This is a genomic window from Methylobacterium sp. NFXW15, from assembly GCF_049887755.1.
Classification (GTDB): Bacteria; Pseudomonadota; Alphaproteobacteria; order Rhizobiales; family Beijerinckiaceae; genus Methylobacterium.
The window spans coordinates 1-17,793 of record NZ_JAGEKG010000002.1; the positions used below are offsets into that span (position 1 = coordinate 1).

Sequence of the window (17,793 nt, forward strand, 5' to 3'; positions counted from 1 at the left end):
TCGCGTAGGTCCTGGCTGTAGGGTCGGCCCATGCCTCGCTCCTCATCTGGAGCGCGCAATGAATCAGCCTCATACCGCCAAGTGAACCCCGCACGACCGACTCAGCTCAGACCGAAAACGCTCTAGATCCGTATCCGACCGAGGCGAGCCAACTTGATCGACGGCGGCTCTAGCCGACGAATTCCGAAGCCGCGAAGCCCTGGAGATAGAGGAGCGCGGTGAGGTCGCCGTGCTCCACCCGCGCCCGCGCGGCAGCGGCCACCGCCGGCTTGGCGCGGAACGCGACGCCGAGCCCAGCTTCGCCCAGCATGTCGAGATCGTTGGCACCGTCGCCGACCGCCATCGTCTCGGCAGGCGTGAGCCCGAACCGCTCGCGCAACTCCATGAGGGTGGCCCGCTTCTCGGCCTTGCCGACGATGGGATCCTCGACGGCACCCGTGAGCTTGCCGTTCGCCACCGCAAGGCGGTTTGCCCGGTGCTCCGCGAAGCCGAGCTTGCCCGCGATCGGGCCGGTGAACAGGGTGAACCCGCCGGAGACGAGGCAGGTATGGGCGCCGTGCGCGGCCATGGTCCGCACCAGGGTGCGCCCGCCGGGGGTGAGTGTCAGCGTGTCGGCGATGAGCCCATCCACCACCCCGACCGGGATGTCCTTCAACAGCGCGACGCGTTCGCGAAGCGCAGGCTCGAAGGCGACTTCACCGCGCATCGCTCGCTCGGTGATCGCCGCGACATGATCCTTCAGGCCGAGCGTGCCCGCGAGCTCATCGATGCATTCCTGCTCGATCATGGTCGAATCCATGTCGGCCAGGAAGAGGCGCTTGCGGCGATGGGAATCGGCGGGCAACACGGCGAGGTCGATAGGCTCGTTCGCCAATGCCGCGCGCAGCCGCTCCGTCAGCGCGGCCTCATCCCCGGTCACGAGGATTTCGGCGGCGACTTCCCGATGGAGGATACGCGGCTGGTGTTCGGTGCCGAGCACCTTGCGGGCCTCGGCCAGAACCGCATCCGTGATGGCCGGGCGGTCCGGGTTTGCTATCAGTACCGCGACCAGCATGCGGAGGAAAGCCTTGCCGTTGTGGGAAGCCGGGGAGCGCCCGGCGGCGGTTCTCATCGCAGGACCGACCGCCTCGGGCAAGTCGGCATTGGCGAGCCGTATCGCCCGCGAGCATGACGGCGTCGTCGTCAACACGGACTCGATGCAGGTCTATGCGGATCTGCGCGTGCTCACGGCCCGGCCGGACCCCGCCGAGGAAGCGGCGGTACCGCATCGGCTCTATGGCCATGTCGGTGGAGCGACGAATTATTCGCTCGGCCATTTCACCCGCGATGCCGCCGCACTCCTTGAAGAGTTGGACGGCCGCCTGCCGGTCTTCGTGGGCGGCACGGGCCTGTACTTCAAGGCGCTCGAACAAGGTTTCTCGGAGTTGCCGCCCGTGCCGGAGGAGATTCGCGCCGAGATCCGGGTTCAGGCCGAGGGGCGGGCGACCGAAGCGCTTCATGCCGACCTCGCGCAGCGTGATCCCGAGGGCGCCGAGCGCCTGCGGCCGAGCGACCGGATGCGCGTGATGCGCGCCCTCGAAATCCTCGCGGCGACCGGCCGTCCCATCGCGAGCTTCTACGGCGAGCCCGTGCCGGGTCCTTTAGCAGGACGGAAGCTGCACAAGCTGTTCCTGGCCCCCGACCGGGCCCTGCTACGAGAGCGCATCGACGCGCGGTTCCGCACCATGATGACGGCAGGTGCCCTTGATGAGGTTGCGGCGTTGCGCGAGCGGCGCCTGGATCCGATGCTGCCCGTGATGCGCGCTCATGGGGTGCCGGGGCTGATCGCTCATCTCGACGGCAGCGTGAGTCTGGAGGACGCGATCGTCCGGGGGCAGGCGGACACCCGCGCCTATGCCAAGCGGCAATTCACGTGGTTCCGCCATCAGATGGGCGACGCGTGGCAATGGATCGATCCGGAGGCGCGCTGACAGGCCCCCGGAGCATCAGTTCCGCCGGAGCAGCCGCTCGAAATAGTCGAGTTCTTCCTGCGGGCGGCTCGGATCGCCGAGCTTGCGCCGAAGCTCTTCCATGATCCGGCGGGCGCGCTGTACGGCCGATTCGTCGGCGGTGGGCACGCGGACCCGGCCGTCGCTCATCTCCTTACCGCGGGTCGGGCGGCCGAGGGGATCGTTGTCCCGGGCCCCGGCTTGGCCTTCCTGGCCCGGCTGCTGGCCCTCGCCAGTTTGACCCTCGCCCTCGGCCTGGGCCATCTCCTGCATCTGCTGCGCCATGCCCTCGGCTCCGCGCTGGAGGCCATCCAGGGCGCGGCCCTGGGCATCGACGGCATCGCCTTCGTTGCCCTGCTTCAGCGCCTCCTCGGCGTCGCGCATGGCTTCTTCGGCGTCGGCAAGACCCTGCTCGCCGCGCATGCCGTTCTCCTTCATGCGCTGTTCGAGGTCCTGAAGCCGCTCGCGCAGCGCCTGCTGGCGTTCGCCGGGGCTGCCGCTCTGGCCTTGCTGCCCCTTCTGGCGGCTACCCTGCTGGCCCTGTTGACCCTGCTCACCGGGCGAGCCCTGCTGACCCTGCTGCTTTTGACCTTGCTGTTGCTGCTGGCCACGCTGACCCTGCTGCTGCTTCTGCCCGCGCTGGCCCTGCTTCGGCTCGCTGCCGTCGCGGAAGGTCTCGTCGCGCAGATCCTGCTGGTCGCGGGTCATCTGGTCGAGATCGCGCATCTGCTTCTGCATCTGCTTGGCCGACTCGTTGCCCTTGGCGCCCTTCTCCGCTGTCTGCAGGTTTTCGAGGATGTTACGCAGTTGCTCCATTAGGCGCTGCGCCTCGGCGGTGTCGCCGCGCTGCATCGCGTCCGCCATGTCCTGGATCATCTTGTTGAGATCGTCGGGCGTGACGGATTTCTGCTGGCTCTTGCCGTTGTCGCTGCGCTGCTTCTGCTCCCCGGGATCGCGGTTCTGCTTCTGCGCCATCTCGTTCAGGAACTTGTCGAGCGCCTGCTTGAGATCCTGCGTGAGGCGCTTGATCTCCTCGTCAGGCGCATTCCGGTCGATGGCCTCCTTGAGCCGGTCCTGGGCTTGGCGCAGCTGCTTCTCGGCATCCGAAAGATCGCCGTCTTCGATCTTGAGAGCCATCTCCCACAGGAGGTCGGCGACCTCGGTGAGATCGGCGTCGGTCTTCGACCGGCGCAGGCGGTTCGTGGCCGTGCGCAGGCCGAGGAAGATCGGCGGTTGCGGCGTGAACTTGTCCGGGGCGATGAGCAGGGCGTCGAGCCCCGCCTGCACGCGCGCCCGGCCCTGATCCGGCTCGGTGACGAGGCGGCGGCGTTCCTCCGCGAGGGAGCGTGCGAGGGGATCGCGGAAGATCCGGCCCGGCAGGGTCATCTCGCTGACCGGCGTCGTGCCTTCCTGTCCCGCCTCGTCCTTCACGACGATGCGGAAGCGTACTTTGGCCCCCGCCCACGGGTTATCGGTGAGGTCCACCAGGGTTTTCGTGTCGGTCTGTCCGCTCGGATCCCCCGGAAGAGCCAGGGAGATGTGCGGCGGCGGCACCAGGGAGCGTCCGGGCTTCAGCGGCTCCACCAGACCCTCGGCCGAGGCGATGCCGTAATCGTCCTTCGCGCGATAGGTGAGGCTGAACGTGCCGCGACCGTTCAATTCCGGCGAGCCGACGAGACTGACCTCCGGGGGCGTATCCGGGATGGCGTCGATCGTCAGGCGTTGCGTGCCGCCGGGCGTGGTGAGGGTGAGATCGGCCGCGCCGGTCACCCGAAAGCGTTCCTCGCGCAGATCCGGGCGAGGAGCTTGTCCCGGCACGGGGGTGAGGCCGCGTCCAGGTGTCAGGACCGATTGTGTGCCTTGTCCTTCGCCCGCGATGCGGACGATGAGCTGAGAATTGACGGGCGCGCGCAAGTGCTGGTCGCCCGCTCCGATGGAGACGAGGAGCGGCGGCATCCGCGTATAGAGCGGCGGATCGATCCAGCCGTCGATGCGGAAATTCGGGCCAGGCGGCGGTGGGGCGGACCAGTCGAAGGCGGCGCCGAGGCGCTGACGCCATTCCGGCCCCGCCACGAACAGGGCGGCGCCGGTGGCCACGATCAGCGAGGCGCGCAACGCATAGGGATCGCGGCGAACCATCCCCGGCCGGGGCGGCCCGACCTTGAGCGCGGCGACGGCCCGCGCGGCCCGAGCCCGGTGCAAGTCCCACAGGGCGCGGCTGCCCGCATCGGCCGAGCCGACGGCGAGCACGTCCTCGGCGGCCGAGGCCGGGCCATGGGCGAAGATCGGGCCGCGGCCCGCCGCCTCGCGGTCGATCCGTGCCAGGGCCGCGCTCCGGCCGGGACGGGATAGACGCAGCAGCGGGATCAACGTGGCGACGAAACCCGCCGCAAAGAGGCCAAGACCGATCTTCCGCCACAGGGGCGGGATGTCGAGCCAGAGGCCGGCCCAGGAGACAGCCAGGAAGGCCAGCACGAGGGCGAGGCTGCGCCAGAGGATCGGCCATGCCGCCTCCCAGAGGACGACCGCCTTTGCCTGGGCGACGAGGCGATCGAGCCGCGCGGCCTCACCGGACTTGGTCCGCTCGCCGTCCGCTCCGTCGCCGCGTTGGCTGCTTCTCACGCTGCCCGATCCGCCGTTCCGCTCAGGCGCCAGGGCGCCCATCCATGGAGCCTAGCATGGTGGCCTCGGCCCGACGCCGGGTCAAATCGGCGCGAGGCGTCGCGCTCACTCAGGCGTGTGATTGGATGAAGTTGCGCACCTGCGGATAGATCTGGTTCTCCCACTTGCGCCCAGCGAAGACGCCGTAATGGCCGACGCCCGCCTGGAGATGGTGGGTGCGCATGTAAGGCGGCAGGCTGGAGCACAGGTCGTGCGCCGCCATGGTCTGGCCCACGGCGCAGATATCGTCGCGTTCGCCCTCGACCGTCATCAGCGCCGTCTTACGGACGGAGCGCATGTCGATCTCTTCACCGCGCCATGTCAGCTCGTTCTTGGCGAGGGTATAATCCTGGAACACGGTCTTGACCGTTTCGAGGTAGAAGTCGGCCGCTAGATCGAGGACGGCGAAATACTCGTCGTAGAAGGTCTCGATCGCCGCCGCCTTGTCGGCCTCGCCCTTCACGAAGTGCCAGAACAGGTCGCTGTGGCCCTGAACGTGGCGCTTGGCGTTCATCGACATGAAGGCCGAGACCTGGACGAATCCGGGATAGACCCTGCGACCCGCACCCTTGTGACGGTTCGGGACCGTCGCGATCAGGTTGCGCTCGAACCACTCGATCGGCTTCGAGGTAGCGAGTTCGTTCACCCCGGTCGGGTTGACGCGGCAATCCACCGGCCCCGCCATCAGCGTCATGCTGCGCGGAGCGGCCGGATCCTTGGTCTGTGCCATCACCGCCGCAGCGACGAGGGCCTGCACGGCGGGCTGGCAGACGGCGACGATGTGCGAACCCTCGCCCATCGTCTGCAGGAAGCCGACGAGATGGGCGACGTAATCGTCGAAGCCGAAACGGCCCTCCGAGAGCGGCACGTCGCGGGCGTTGTGCCAGTCCGTGATGTAGACGTCATGATCGGGCAGCATGGTGCGCACCGTGGCGCGCAGAAGCGTCGCGAAATGGCCGGAGAGCGGCGCCACCACGAGCACCTTCGGCTGTTCGGTGACGATGTCCTTCCGGAAGCGCAGCAGGGTGCCGAAGGGCGTGACCTCGACTTTCTCCTCCGCGACCGCAACCTCGCGGTTGCCGACCATCACGCTCTCGATGCCATAGGCGGGGCGGGCGAAGGTCAGGCCCGCCCGCATCATCATCCGCGCGCCGGCGGACAGCCAGTTGAGCGGCTCGCTGAAGGGCGCCCAGGGTGTCCAGGCTGAGTCGAGGAGCTTGCCCCAGCCCCTCATCTGCTCTGCAAAGTCGGTTTGCAGATCGAACGCGTCGTACAGCATAGGTCGGACGCTCGCAGGTGCGCGGCCCGGCAGGCGGGCGAACAGGGGAGAAGGCGGAGGCGCTGGCCTTACGGGCGAAAGCATCTGCATGGCTTGCAACGATGTGCCTCGATGGTCAGGTCGGCAACTCCCCCAAAGGAGAGACTCCCCCTGAAACGTGCCACCTGTGGCCCCGATGCACCAATTTTAATGCGTAGTGCGCCTATTTCCTCTCCTCTCAGGTTCGTGATCGGAATAAAAATTCAACTCTAGGCCGAAAATGTTTGGAATCGGCTGGTGAGGCGGCCGCATTCACGAAGACTCGCGCGGGTCGAGCGCCGCCTGAGCGGCGCCCCCCAGGCTCGCACATCGCGTTCAGGACGCTTTGCGGGCCACGACTTCGCGGTCGCTCCGGCGATGCTCGCAGGCAACCTTGAGGTAGCGGTCCCCTCCGCCGGGCAGGCCCGCCTGAGCGGCCATCGCCTGGGCGTGCATCAAACACTCCATCGGCGAATGGGCAGGTGAGACGATGATGTCGAGCGCCGTATCGCGGGAGCAATCCTGGGCGATCAGCGTCCCGGCACAGACGAGGGCAACAGACAACAATTCGGGCATGACGGACCTCGTGTTCGAGTGATCGAAAGGTCCGCGGAGTGCTCCGGCGTGCGAGCGACCGCGATTATTGTTGCCTGGACGCATCCTCCGTTGGATACTTTGGTTAGCACGGGTCATGCCACTCGGTGTGGCGAAGATCACTCAGGTCTCGTGTGTCAGGCGCGAGCCGGGAGCCACTGCGTTTCGGGCTCCACGGACGGAAGCAGCGATGCGGCGGCGTCGAGATCCACCACGAAGCGTTCGGTGAGGAGGCGCCACATCTCGGCGGTCGAACTCGCCTTCTGCTGACGCAACTCGTTCACGGCACTGGCAACACCAGAGGTGTTGAGGAGAACAGGCCTGACAACTCTGGGATCGACGTTAGGCATGACCACGAGCCCGGTTTTCGATGATCGTACTATTGTCGAACGTAGTTAACGCTCGGTTAACGCCTTGTTTTCGTGCGTCTTGCGCGAGTTAAGCCGTCGCGGTTCAGCCCGGTTCACAAGCCGCTCGCCTTCCCCTATCAAGCGCGCTCATCAGGACGGCCCGCCTGGCCGAGCCACGGCAGGGACCGGCCCGGACCGGAGCAAGATGGACGCCTCTTCCGACCATGGCGCCGCCTCGCGCGCGACCCGCCTCGTCCTCGCCTCGGCCTCGCCGCGCCGCCTTGCCCTGTTGCAGCAGGTCGGGATCGAGCCGGATTCGCTCCTGCCCGCCGATATCGACGAGACGCCGCGCAAGTCCGAACCGCCGCGCGACCTCGCCCGCCGTCTCGCCCGCGACAAGCTCGCGGCGGCCGAAGCTGCGCTCCACGGTGCACAGGACGCGACGCCGACATGGCTGCTCTCCGCCGATACGGTGGTGGCCGTGGGGCGCCGGGTTCTGCCCAAGGCGGAATTGCCCGATGAGGCGGCCGATTGCCTGCGCATGCTCTCCGGGCGGCAGCACCGGGTCTACACGGCGGTGTGCCTGCTTTCGCCCAAGGGGCGCCGCGAGCGGGTGATCGAGACGCGGGTGCGATTCAAGCGCCTCTCGGGACGCGATATCCAGGGCTACATCGATTCCGGCGAGTGGCGCGGCAAGGCGGGCGGCTACGCCATCCAGGGCATTGCGGGAGCCTTCGTGGTGAAGCTCGTCGGCTCCTACAGCGCGGTGGTCGGGCTGCCGCTCTACGAGACGGTGAGCCTGCTCGACGGCGAGGGCTATCCCATCCGTGCGGGCTGGGCGGCCGCCGCGTGAGCACCGCCCGCTGCCCGATCTGCCGCAAGCCGACGGTGCCGCAGTTCACGCCGTTCTGCTCGCAGCGTTGCGCCGATGTCGATCTCGGCCGCTGGTTCAACGAGCGCTACGCGATCCCCGTCGAGGACGACGAAGAGGACGAGCAGCCCGAGGCCCGTCCGCCACTTTCGGACGACGATTAGCCTGTGCTCACGCCGCTCGGCGCTGGTGGCGCGCGAGCAGGTCCGGCAGGGCCTTGAGATCGAGGGGCTTGGCGAGGAAGCCGTCGAAGCCTGCCGCGCGGGCAACCACTTCGTCGTCCTGACTGGCATTGGCGGTCAGCGCGATGAGCCGCAGCCGCAGGCTCGTTCCGGCCTCCGCCGCCCGGATGCGTTGGGCGACCTCGTGGCCATCGAGCCGGGGCATGCGGATATCGATGAGGGCCAAGTCGAATGGTCCCGAATCCGCGAACCGCGCCACAGCCTCCGCCCCGTCGGGGGCATGGACGACACTGCAGCCCAGCCGCTCCAGGGCGCGGGTGGCGAGCAGCGTGTTGATCGGATTGTCCTCCGCCAGCAGCACCCGCAGGCTGTTCGTTGAGAGGGCGGGCTGCGCCGCCGGCCGGGCGGGCGCGCTCACCGGCGGTGTCTCGGCAAGGCGCTCGACCAGCGAGCGCGCCCGCACCGGCTTCACGAGATAGCCGTCGAATCCGGCGGATGCGGGGGCGCCGAAATCGCGGCGGTCGAAGGGCGAGAGCAGCACGATGCGGCGGCGCACGCCGCATGTCCGCGCCGCCTCCGCGATCCGGCGCACTGCCTCGTCCCCGAGCGCGCGGTCGGCGATCACCGCGTCGAAGGTGGCGGCGGAGAGGGCGTCCAGACCCTCTTCCAGCCCGCGCACGATCACGGCCGCGCCGCCATGACGGCTCAGCGCGCTGGCGAGATAGGGCGCCTGATAGGGCGAATCGGCCACGATGAGGCAACGGCGGCCCGCAAGACGCGGCGCCTCGGCGTCGCTCTCGGCAGCGGCGGTGGCGGGGAGGGCGGGCAGCGGCAGCACCGCGCGGAAGGTCGAGCCCGTGCCGACGCGTGATTGCGCATCGACGCGTCCACCCATCCGGGTGGCGAGGCGACGGGTGATGGCGAGACCGAGGCCGGTGCCTTCGTGGCGTTGGGCGGCATGGTCCTCACCCTGCTCGAATTCCTCGAACAGGCGCGGCAGGCGCTCCTCCGGGATGCCGGGACCCGTGTCGGCGACCGACAGGACCAGCCCCTCGGCCCCGAAGGAGAGGGACACGCCGACGCCGCCCCTGTCGGTGAACTTGATCGCATTGCCCGCGAGGTTGAGCAGGATCTGGCGGAAGCGATCCGCATCGCCGACGAGGGAAGCGGGCACGTCCGCCCCGACGTCGAGGGCGATTTCCAGGCCCTTATCTTGTGCGCGAGGCGCCAGAAGCTCCACCACGCCCTCGGCGACGGCGGCGGGGTCGAAAGGCTCGGAAGCGAGATCGATCCGCCCCGCTTCGATCCGCGAGAAGTCGAGGATCCCATCGATCAGCCCGAGCAGCGCTTTCCCGCTCGCCCGGACGGCCTCGACATAGGTCTTCTGCTCCGGGTCCAGGCCGGTGCCGATCAACAGGTCGGTCATGCCGATCACGCCGTTCAGCGGCGTGCGCATCTCATGGCTGACGGTGGCGAGGAAGCGGGACTTGGCGACGCTCGCACTCTCGGCCCGTGCCAAGGCGGCGTCGAGGGCCTTCACCGCCTCGACGCGGGCGGTGATGTCGCGGCCCGCACGGAGCCATTGCATCGGCCCGTCGCCATCCGCGACCGGAACCTCCACCACGTCGAACCACCGGTCGCGGCCATCCGCCGTGCGGATGCAGGTCTCGACACGGCGCAGTCCGTCGTCGCGCACGGAGACCGTCTCGCCGTCGAGATCCTGCGGCTCGATCGGCTCGCCGATCAGCGCGGCGGGCGAGCATCCGAACAGCCGCGCATAGCCCTCGTCCGCGTAGGTGATGCGTCCGTGAGCGTCCCGCTGCACGACATGGTCAGTCGTCGCGGCCACCAGGGCGCGGTAGCGTTCCTCACCCTCGTTCGCTCGCCAAACGCGGTCGTACAGGCTCTCCTCGTCGTCCTCGGTCTGCGCACCCTTCCAGCGTCGCAGGCGCGACAAACCGGCGACACCGGCGGCCAGCAGGAGCAGCAGGGCGGCCAGGACGAGTTCGATGTTCGGCATGAACGCCTCCGCGCCGGGTCGTGGGCGAGACGTTCGCAGGGGAACCTGAAGGTGCCGTCAGGAAATGCACTTAACCAGTGGTTGCTGTGGATGCCCGTTTGACGTGAATCGCCGCGAGGCGTCGATCCATCGTGCGTTTGAAGCGTTGCCTGCGCGAGTATGGCCAAGCGGGGATGCGAATGCCGGGCGAGCGCTACGACGTCATCATCATCGGGTCCGGGCCGGGAGGCGGAACGATGGCATGGCGCTTGGCCCAGACCGGAAAGCGCATCCTGCTCGTGGAACGTGGCGACTATCTGCGCCGCGAGCCCCGGAACTGGGACAGCCAGGCGGTGATCGTCGATGGCACTTACCAAGCAAGCGAGACTTGGTATTCCTCCGATGGAAAGAGTTTCCACCCCGGCCTGCATTACTATGTCGGCGGCAATTCGAAATTCTACGGCTCGATCCTGTTCCGCCTGCGCGAGCGGGATTTCGGTGAGATCCGCCATCAGGACGGCCTCTCCCCGGCTTGGCCTGTCGGCTACGACGAGTTCGAGCCGTATTATCAGGCGGCCGAGGAGTTGTTTCACGTCCACGGCCTGCGCGGCGAGGACCCGACCGAGCCCTGGGCGATCAAGCCTTACGCCCACCCACCGGTGAGCCACGAACCGCGCATCCAGCAATTGTTCGACGACCTGAAGCGCGAGGGGCACCAGCCCTTCCATCTCCCCGTGGGCGTGCGCCTCGTGGAGCGTGACGGCCAGCCTGTCTCCACCTCACCCTGCATCAAGTGCGAGTCGTTCGACGGCTTTCCCTGCCCGACCAATGGGAAGTCGGATGCGCAGGTCATGTGCGTCGATCCCGCCCTGCGGGATTGCACGAACCTGACCCTGTCCGTGCGCACCTATGTGGAGCGCCTCGTGACCAACGCCTCCGGCACCTGCGTCACCGGGATCGAGGGCACCCGCGACGGCGAGCCCTTCTCGGCGAGCGCCGATCTGGTCGTGGTGGCCTGCGGTGCCCTGTCCTCCGCACTCTTGATGCTGCGCTCGGCCACCGATCGGCACCCGGACGGGCTCGCCAACGGATCGGGCCAGGTGGGGCGCAACTACATGCGCCACAACAACTCGACGGTGCTGGCGATCTCGAAGACTCCGAACCCGACACGGTTCCAGAAGACGCTCGGCCTCAACGACTTCTATTTCGGTGATCCCGATACCAAGGATGCCTGGGATTTTCCCCTCGGCCACATCCAGATGGTCGGCAAGTCGGATGGCGCGCAGGTTCATGGCGAGGGCCTGCCGGGCTTTCTACAATGGTTCCCGGAGAAGCCCTTCGACTGGATCGCGAAACATTCGGTCGACTTCTGGCTGACCTCCGAGGACATCCCGAAACCGGAGAACCGGATCTTCTATCGCGACGGCAAGGTCCATCTCGACCTCACCGAGACCAACGAGGAGGCGCATCGCCGCCTTCGGCAGAAGCTGCGCGAGATCTGCGACAAGACGAACATCCACCCGCACCTGTTCGACCGCTCGCTCTACCTCGGCAAGAACGTGCCGATCGGCGGCACGGCCCATCAGGCCGGAACGCTGCGCTTCGGCACCAATCCGGCCACCTCCGTCCTCGACCGGGACTGCAAGGCGCATGCGCTGGACAACCTCTACGTCACGGATGCGAGCTTCTTCCCCTCGATCGGCGCGGTGAACCCGACCTTGACCATCATCGCCAACGCCCTGCGGGTCGCCGATCACCTGATCGCGCGCCTGGATGCCCACGACGAAATTCCGCCGCCCCGTCTTTTCGACCACACGGACCCGCCCGAACCCCTTTCCGCCCGCGCGTAGGACGGGCATCCTGGCATCGGCAGATCCCAGCGAGACGAGTTCATGAGTACGCCTGCTTCCGGACTGTCACCGCTGTGCGAGGCGCTCGCCCGCACCCTTTACGAGCACGATGGCAGCGGCCTCGCCGGGGCGCCGGGCTGGGACGAGGAGCGCCTCGACGGGGAGCATCCGGGCCTGCGCGAGCGGTATCGCGGCCGGGCCGAGGCGTTGCTCGACGGACCGTTGAAGGATTTCCTCGCGGGGTTGGAGCGCGGCGACCAGTTGCGCGGCGAGTTGGAGGAGGAGTTGCGTGTCCTGCGCCGCCAGCGGATCGCGGCGGAACGGGAGCGGGAACTGCTCGAGGCCAACAACCGGATGCTGGACCGCGCCCGTGCCGCCGAAGCGGCGCGCGCGGATGCCGAGACGGCGCTCACCGCCCTCGCACGGGAGCGCGACGTCGCCCGTGAGGCGGAGGCCTTCTGGCAGCAATTCGCCTTCGATGCGGACGACCTCGCCACGCAGCGCCTCGTTCGGGCAGCGGAGGCTCAATGGGCGGCCGAGCGCGAGGCGATCCGCGAGCGCGCGCAGCGCGAACGGGTGGAGGGCGCGCTCAAGCTGTTCGCAGACCGGGCCGAGATGATGCCGAAGGAGGGATGGGTTTCCGATCTCGTGGGGACCAACCGCGACCTGCCGCTCTGGTGGTTCCACGCCGCGCAGGTCGCCCTGCAACGGGCCGAGCCCGCCGCAGAATACGCGCCGCCGGAGCGCAAGGAAGGGTAGGGTCTGTCCACGACGATGACCGCCCTCCGCTGCGTCACGATTTCCATCGCTTGATCCTGCAATGGCCATCGATCACGTCGATCTCGCCCGGCTCGACCTGAACCTGCTCGTCGCGCTCGACGCGCTGCTTCAGGAGCGCAACGTCACGCGGGCCGCCGCGCGAATCGGCATCGGCCAGTCGGCCATGAGCGCGAGCCTCGCGCGCCTGCGCCGTCTGTTCGATGACGAACTCCTCACCCGTGCGCCCGATGGCATGCGTCCGACGCCGCGGGCCATCGCCCTGGCCGAGCCGCTTCGGGGCGTGCTGCGCGGGGTGCAGGCCCTGGTCCATCGCGACGAGCATTTCGACCCGGCGACGCTGGAACGAACCTTCATCGTCAGCTTGCCGGACAGCCTGGAGATCCTGCTGGGGCCGCGCCTGATCGCGCATCTGCGTGCCCATGCGCCGGGCGTCCGCCTGCTGCTACGCTCGGTCGAGGCGATGCGCATCCTCGACGAGCTCGATGCCGACCGGGTCGATCTGGCGCTCGGCTTCTTCACCAGGGGGCAGGTACATCACAAGCAGCGCCTGCTTTACCGCGACAGCTATGTGGTGCTGTTCAACGCCGAACTCGTGGGCCTGACCGCCCCGATCGGGCTGGAGGATTACCTCCGCTTTCCCCACGTCCTGACGTCGCTGCGAGAGACTGCTCACGGCGTAGTGGACGACGCGCTGGCGCTGATCGGGCGGGCGCGCGTACTCGCCGTGACGACGCCGCGCTTCCTCGTGGTGCCTTCTCTGGTGCGGGCGGCGCCGCTCCTCGCGACGATGCATGCGCGGCTCGCGACGTCCTTCGCCGGGGCACTCGGCCTCAGCACCAGCCCGGTGCCGGTCCCCCTCGACGATGTGGCCGTGTCGATGCTCTGGCATGCCTCATACGACAACGACCCCGCCCATCGCTGGCTGCGGAACCTTCTCGTTCACCTCGCCGGGGAGTCTTCCGCCCCGACGGAATGAGAACCTGCGACATCTGTGACCCATCGCCTAATCCGGGCCTTGACCGGGCGGATCTGCAATTTTCTAACCGGGCGACGCGGGAAGCGACTGTTCTTCCCCTCGCACATGTAGGGCGGACCGCCGTGGAGACGGGCGGTTTCGCACTTTTGCCGAACGCTCTCGTTCCGCCCCCTCGTCACCTCAGCGGAAGACCCGATGCCCAAAGGTTCAGACCTCCTCGTCGCAGCCCTCGAGAACGAAGGCGTCGACCGCATCTTCGGCATCCCGGGCGAGGAGAACCTCGACGTCGTCGAGTCCCTGCGCACCTCGAAGATCCAGCTCGTGCTCACCCGGCACGAACAGGCCGCCGCCTTCATGGCCGCGACACACGGGCGCCTCACCGGTCGTCCGGGCGTGTGCCTCTCGACGCTCGGACCGGGCGCGCTCAACTTCTCGACCGGCGCGGCCTACGCCCATCTCGGCGCCATGCCGATGATCATCATCACCGGCCAGAAGGGCATCCTGTCCTCGCGTCAGGCCAAGTTCCAGATCGTGGACGTGATCAGCTCGATGAAGCCGATCACCAAGATGGCCCGGCAGATCGTCTCCGCCTCCTCGATCCCGACCATCGTGCGCGACGCCTTCCGCGTCGCCATGGAGGAGCGGCCTGGCCCGGTCCTGCTCGAACTGCCGGAGGACATCGCCTCCGAGGAGGCCGAGGCCCATCTCGTGCCCCCGCACCCGATCGACATCCCGGTCGCTCACCCGAAGGCCATCGCCCGCGCGGCGGAGATGATCCTGGCGGCCGAGCGCCCGCTGATCATGCTCGGCGCCGCCGCGAGCCGCCCCCGCGCCACGGGCGAACTGGGCGGGTTCGTTCACCGGACGCAGATCCCGTTCTTCACGACTCAGATGGGCAAGGGCACCGTCGCGGGCGGCACCAAGCTCTACATGGGCACCGCCGCGCTGTCCGAGCGTGACTACGTGCACGAGGCGATCGACCGGGCTGACCTGATCATCGCCATCGGCCACGACACGATCGAGAAGCCGCCCTTCTTCATGGGCCAGAAGGACCAGAAGGTCGTCCATATCGGCTACATGCCCGCCAACGTGGAGGAGGTGTACTACCCCGACGCGGAGGTGGTGGGCGATCTCGGCCCGACGCTGAAGCTGCTGGCCGACGAACTCGAGGGCAAGCTGCCGAATGCCGGGGCGCTGCTCTCGCTGCGCGAGCACATCCTCGGCCACATCTCCGACCGGGCGAGCGAGGACCGCTTCCCGGTGACGCCGCAGCGCCTCGTCCACGACGTGCGCAAGGTCATCCCCGAGGACGGCATCGTGTGCCTCGACAACGGGATGTACAAGATCTGGTTCGCGCGGAACTACCGGACCTACGTCGCGAACACGCTGCTGCTCGACAACGCGCTCGCCACGATGGGCGCGGGCCTGCCCTCCGCGATGATGGCGGCGATGCTCAACCCCGGCCGCCGGGTGATGGCCGTGTGCGGCGACGGCGGCTTCATGATGAACAGCCAGGAGATGGAGACCGCGGTGCGCCTCGGGCTGAACCTCGTGGTGCTGGTGCTGGACGACTCGGCCTACGGGATGATCCGCTGGAAGCAGGCGGTGGACCATTTCAAGGATTACGGCATGACGTTCCGCAACCCGGACTTCGTGAAGTACGCCGAGTCCTACGGCGCCACCGGCCACCGGATCGAGGCGGTCGAGGACCTCGTGCCGACCCTCGACAAGGCGTTCAACGCGGGCGGCGTGCACCTCGTGGCGGTGCCGATCGACTACTCGGAGAACACCCGCGTGCTGGTCGATGAGCTGCGTGCCAAGGTGAAGCCCTTCGAGCAGGCCAAGTAACGGGACATCCGCCCTGGATTGCGCGCTCCGTCATCGCGAGCGGAACGAAGCGATCCAGGGCGGCGGGCTATCTCAGGACGTGGCGGATTTCTGGATTGCTTCGCTCGGCTCGCAATGACGAGACTGGTCTTTGGCGAGTGAAGCGAGAGAACTGAACGGAAAGCTCATGAACCCCTTCACCTTCCAGACCACGCCGAACGTGCTCTTCGAGGCGGGCGCCGCCAAGAAGCTGCCCGACATCGTCGCGGGTTACGGCGCCAAGCGCGTCATGCTCGTCACCGACAAGGGCGTGCGTGCCGCCGGGCTGACCCGCTCGGCCGAGGAGGCGCTCGCGAAGGCGGGCGTCACCATCGACGTCTACGAGGATGTCGTGGCCGACCCACCCTCCAGCGTGATCGAGGCCGCCGCAGCCCGTGCCCGCGATCTCGGCACGGATCTCGTCCTGTCGATCGGCGGCGGCTCGGCCCTCGATACGGCGAAGCTCGTTGCCTACCTCGCCAAGTCGGACGACAAGCTCGAGGATATCTACGGCGTCGGCCTCGCAAAGGGGGATCGCCTGCCGCTGATCCTCGCGCCGACCACGGCCGGGACCGGTTCGGAGGTGACGCCGATCTCGATCGTCACCACCCCGACCACCGAGAAGAAGGGCGTCGTCGCCCCGAAGCTCCTGCCGGATTGGGCGGTGCTCGATCCCGAACTGACCCTGGGCCTTCCCGCCCACGTCACCGCCGCCACCGGCATCGACGCGATGGTGCACGCCATTGAGGCGTTCACCAGCAAGAACAAGAAGAACCCGATCTCGGACCAGCTCGCCAAGCAGGCGCTGGCCCTGCTCTCGGCCAACATCCGCACCGCCTGCACCGACGGCAAGAACGTCGAGGCGCGCTCCGGCATGCTGCTCGGCTCGATGCTGGCGGGCATGGCCTTCGCCAACGCGCCCGTCGCAGCGGTCCACGCGCTGGCCTATCCGGTGGGGGCGATCTTCCACGTGCCGCACGGGCTCTCGAATGCCCTCGTCCTGATGGGCGTGATGCGCTTCAACCTGAGCCATGCTCAGGCGCTCTACGCGGAACTGGCGCCGATCCTCGATCCCGCCGCCGCCAACCTGCCGGAGGCCGAGGCCGCCGCCCGGTTCGTGGAGAGCCTTCAGGCCATCTGCCACGATTGCAAGGTGCCCGCCTCGCTCAGCGAAGTCGGCGTCAAGCAGGGCGATCTGGAGCGCATGGCGACGGATGCGATGAAGCAGACGCGCCTCCTCGTGAACAACCCGCGCGAGGTCACCTACGACGACGCCTACACGATCTACGCCGAGGCGCTGGGCGACGTACGCCCGGCAGCCTGACAACCGGGACGGAGGATGGGACGGCTCACCCCATCCTCCCGCCAAACACCGTCATTGCGAGAGGAGCGAAGCAATCCAGGGATGCGGGCCGTTTCTCGGCATGGCGTGGCCCCGGATTGCTTCACTGACGTTCGCAATGACGGACTGACCAAGCAGCGGACGGGGGACCGCCAGGGATGGACCAGTTCGACGCGTTCAAGGCGATGGGCGAGTTCTGGGCCCGCACGGGCATGGGCTTTCTGACACCGCCCGGCATGGGCAATGGTGCCGCGAGCTGGGGGGCCTTCCCGCCCGCCGCCGACGTGGGAGGCTTCGCCGACGCGCAGACCTCCCTGACCCGCGCCTGGACGGCCGCGACGGCCCTGTCGCAATCCCTCGCCAGTTCCCTGCACGGGGCAGCGGGCACGAGCGACCCCACCGCAGGCGCCGTGCTTGCGCGGATCTTCGATCCGCAGGCCTGGCTCGGCGGAACGAGCGATTTCGGCGCGGCCTTGAACCGGATGTCGGAGGGGCCGCAACTCGCCGACCTTTGGCAAACCGAGAAGCGGTTCGCCGCTCTGTTCGCGGCCTTCACCGGCCTGCGGCAGGCACAGGCCCAGCATCAGGCCGTGATGCTCGATGCCTGGACGCGGGCGGCGGGAGCCTTCGCCCGAACGGCCAACGAGCGGGCGGCCCGGGGGGAGGCCTACCCGAGCGCCCGCGACATGCTGCAACACTGGATCGAGACCGCCAACGGCGTGCTCCTCGACGTGCAACGCTCGGACGCCTTCCTCGCCTCGCAACGCGACGTGCTGAAGGCGGCGACCGAATTGCGCTTGGCCCAGCAGGACGTGGCGGGCTTCATGAGCGACATGTACGGCCAGCCGACGCGGGCCGAACTCGATGACGTGCATCGCAGCCTTACCGAATTGCGCCGGGAGGTGAGGGCGCTCAAGAAGGAACGGCGTTCATCTGCGAAGGCCGCGAAGGCCACCACGGCAGGGGAGGCGACCCATGGCTGATGCATCCGGCGGCCCCCCGCGCGGGACGGGTTCCCCTCTCGACCTGTCCCCCGC

15 protein-coding genes are annotated in these 17,793 nt (G+C 68.1%); 9 read left to right on the forward strand and 6 right to left on the reverse strand.

Translation table 11 applies throughout. The features are described 5' to 3' along the window. Window positions 1–169: 169 nt before the first annotated feature. Window positions 170–1,054 carry a phosphoserine phosphatase SerB gene (gene serB, locus J4O73_RS04290; RefSeq protein ID WP_426214948.1) on the reverse strand — a complete coding sequence of 295 codons (885 nt, stop codon included), beginning with the start codon at window positions 1,052–1,054 and terminating at the stop codon, window positions 170–172. On the opposite strand from serB, the gene miaA reads away from it, so the two are divergent. After that, entirely contained in the window at window positions 1,053–1,970 is a 918-nt protein-coding gene (gene miaA, locus J4O73_RS04295; RefSeq protein WP_426214950.1) for a tRNA (adenosine(37)-N6)-dimethylallyltransferase MiaA, read from the forward strand. The genes serB and miaA overlap by 2 nt on opposite strands. Window positions 1,971–1,985: 15 nt before the next feature. Here miaA and J4O73_RS04300 read toward each other — a convergent pair whose 3' ends face one another. From J4O73_RS04300 to J4O73_RS04315, 4 genes are all read right to left on the reverse strand, one after another. After that, window positions 1,986–4,652 carry a TIGR02302 family protein gene (locus J4O73_RS04300; protein WP_426214952.1) on the reverse strand — a complete coding sequence of 889 codons (2,667 nt, stop codon included), beginning with the start codon at window positions 4,650–4,652 and terminating at the stop codon, window positions 1,986–1,988. Between the two features lie 67 nt (window positions 4,653–4,719). After that, window positions 4,720–5,928: a polyhydroxyalkanoate depolymerase gene (locus J4O73_RS04305; protein WP_426214953.1), complete on the reverse strand. Its 1,209-nt coding sequence runs from the start codon at window positions 5,926–5,928 to the stop codon at window positions 4,720–4,722. A gap of 354 nt (window positions 5,929–6,282) precedes the next feature. Then, entirely contained in the window at window positions 6,283–6,522 is a 240-nt protein-coding gene (locus tag J4O73_RS04310) for a hypothetical protein (protein ID WP_378966801.1), read from the reverse strand. 155 nt (window positions 6,523–6,677) lie between these two features. Then, entirely contained in the window at window positions 6,678–6,824 is a 147-nt protein-coding gene (locus J4O73_RS04315; RefSeq protein WP_426214955.1) for a hypothetical protein, read from the reverse strand. A 271-nt stretch (window positions 6,825–7,095) separates the two neighbouring features. Between J4O73_RS04315 and J4O73_RS04320 the strand changes: the two genes are divergently transcribed. Together J4O73_RS04320 and J4O73_RS04325 are read left to right on the forward strand one after the other, a co-directional pair. Beyond that, complete coding sequence (locus J4O73_RS04320) at window positions 7,096–7,743, forward strand: Maf-like protein (RefSeq protein ID WP_378966799.1); 648 nt, start codon at window positions 7,096–7,098, stop codon at window positions 7,741–7,743. After that, window positions 7,740–7,925 carry a DNA gyrase inhibitor YacG gene (locus tag J4O73_RS04325; protein WP_426214957.1) on the forward strand — a complete coding sequence of 62 codons (186 nt, stop codon included), beginning with the start codon at window positions 7,740–7,742 and terminating at the stop codon, window positions 7,923–7,925. Before J4O73_RS04320 ends, J4O73_RS04325 begins: the two co-directional genes overlap by 4 nt. A gap of 7 nt (window positions 7,926–7,932) precedes the next feature. On the opposite strand, the gene J4O73_RS04330 is transcribed toward J4O73_RS04325, so the two are convergent. Then, on the reverse strand, window positions 7,933–9,963 hold the full coding sequence (locus J4O73_RS04330) for an ATP-binding protein (RefSeq protein WP_426214959.1): 2,031 nt from the start codon (window positions 9,961–9,963) through the stop codon (window positions 7,933–7,935). Window positions 9,964–10,094: 131 nt separating this feature from the next. On the opposite strand from J4O73_RS04330, the gene J4O73_RS04335 reads away from it, so the two are divergent. From J4O73_RS04335 to J4O73_RS04360, 6 genes are all read left to right on the forward strand, one after another. Continuing rightward, window positions 10,095–11,792 carry a GMC oxidoreductase gene (locus tag J4O73_RS04335; RefSeq protein ID WP_426214961.1) on the forward strand — a complete coding sequence of 566 codons (1,698 nt, stop codon included), beginning with the start codon at window positions 10,095–10,097 and terminating at the stop codon, window positions 11,790–11,792. 42 nt (window positions 11,793–11,834) lie between these two features. Then, on the forward strand, window positions 11,835–12,551 hold the full coding sequence (locus J4O73_RS04340) for a hypothetical protein (protein WP_426214963.1): 717 nt from the start codon (window positions 11,835–11,837) through the stop codon (window positions 12,549–12,551). A 61-nt stretch (window positions 12,552–12,612) separates the two neighbouring features. Beyond that, a complete protein-coding gene (locus tag J4O73_RS04345) occupies window positions 12,613–13,548 on the forward strand; it encodes a LysR family transcriptional regulator (RefSeq protein WP_426214965.1) in 936 nt (311 codons plus the stop codon). A gap of 195 nt (window positions 13,549–13,743) precedes the next feature. Then, a complete protein-coding gene (locus tag J4O73_RS04350) occupies window positions 13,744–15,396 on the forward strand; it encodes an acetolactate synthase large subunit (RefSeq protein ID WP_426214966.1) in 1,653 nt (550 codons plus the stop codon). A 166-nt stretch (window positions 15,397–15,562) separates the two neighbouring features. Next, on the forward strand, window positions 15,563–16,738 hold the full coding sequence (locus J4O73_RS04355) for an iron-containing alcohol dehydrogenase (RefSeq protein ID WP_426214968.1): 1,176 nt from the start codon (window positions 15,563–15,565) through the stop codon (window positions 16,736–16,738). A 176-nt stretch (window positions 16,739–16,914) separates the two neighbouring features. Further along, window positions 16,915–17,739: a poly(R)-hydroxyalkanoic acid synthase subunit PhaE gene (locus tag J4O73_RS04360; RefSeq protein ID WP_426214970.1), complete on the forward strand. Its 825-nt coding sequence runs from the start codon at window positions 16,915–16,917 to the stop codon at window positions 17,737–17,739. The last annotated feature ends 54 nt before the right edge of the window (window positions 17,740–17,793 follow it).

What these genes read in the sequence shown, in the direction of transcription:
- J4O73_RS04345 (WP_426214965.1), top strand. Translation starts at nt 12,613, where the DNA reads ATGGCCATCGATCACGTCGATCTCGCCCGGCTCGACCTGAACCTGCTC.
- serB (WP_426214948.1), bottom strand. Translation starts at nt 1,054, where the DNA reads ATGCTGGTCGCGGTACTGATAGCAAACCCGGACCGCCCGGCCATCACG.
- J4O73_RS04310 (WP_378966801.1), bottom strand. Translation starts at nt 6,522, where the DNA reads ATGCCCGAATTGTTGTCTGTTGCCCTCGTCTGTGCCGGGACGCTGATC.
- J4O73_RS04340 (WP_426214963.1), top strand. Translation starts at nt 11,835, where the DNA reads ATGAGTACGCCTGCTTCCGGACTGTCACCGCTGTGCGAGGCGCTCGCC.
- J4O73_RS04350 (WP_426214966.1), top strand. Translation starts at nt 13,744, where the DNA reads ATGCCCAAAGGTTCAGACCTCCTCGTCGCAGCCCTCGAGAACGAAGGC.
- miaA (WP_426214950.1), top strand. Translation starts at nt 1,053, where the DNA reads ATGCGGAGGAAAGCCTTGCCGTTGTGGGAAGCCGGGGAGCGCCCGGCG.
- J4O73_RS04300 (WP_426214952.1), bottom strand. Translation starts at nt 4,652, where the DNA reads ATGGGCGCCCTGGCGCCTGAGCGGAACGGCGGATCGGGCAGCGTGAGA.
- J4O73_RS04320 (WP_378966799.1), top strand. Translation starts at nt 7,096, where the DNA reads ATGGACGCCTCTTCCGACCATGGCGCCGCCTCGCGCGCGACCCGCCTC.
- J4O73_RS04355 (WP_426214968.1), top strand. Translation starts at nt 15,563, where the DNA reads ATGAACCCCTTCACCTTCCAGACCACGCCGAACGTGCTCTTCGAGGCG.
- J4O73_RS04360 (WP_426214970.1), top strand. Translation starts at nt 16,915, where the DNA reads ATGGACCAGTTCGACGCGTTCAAGGCGATGGGCGAGTTCTGGGCCCGC.
- J4O73_RS04330 (WP_426214959.1), bottom strand. Translation starts at nt 9,963, where the DNA reads ATGCCGAACATCGAACTCGTCCTGGCCGCCCTGCTGCTCCTGCTGGCC.
- J4O73_RS04305 (WP_426214953.1), bottom strand. Translation starts at nt 5,928, where the DNA reads ATGCTGTACGACGCGTTCGATCTGCAAACCGACTTTGCAGAGCAGATG.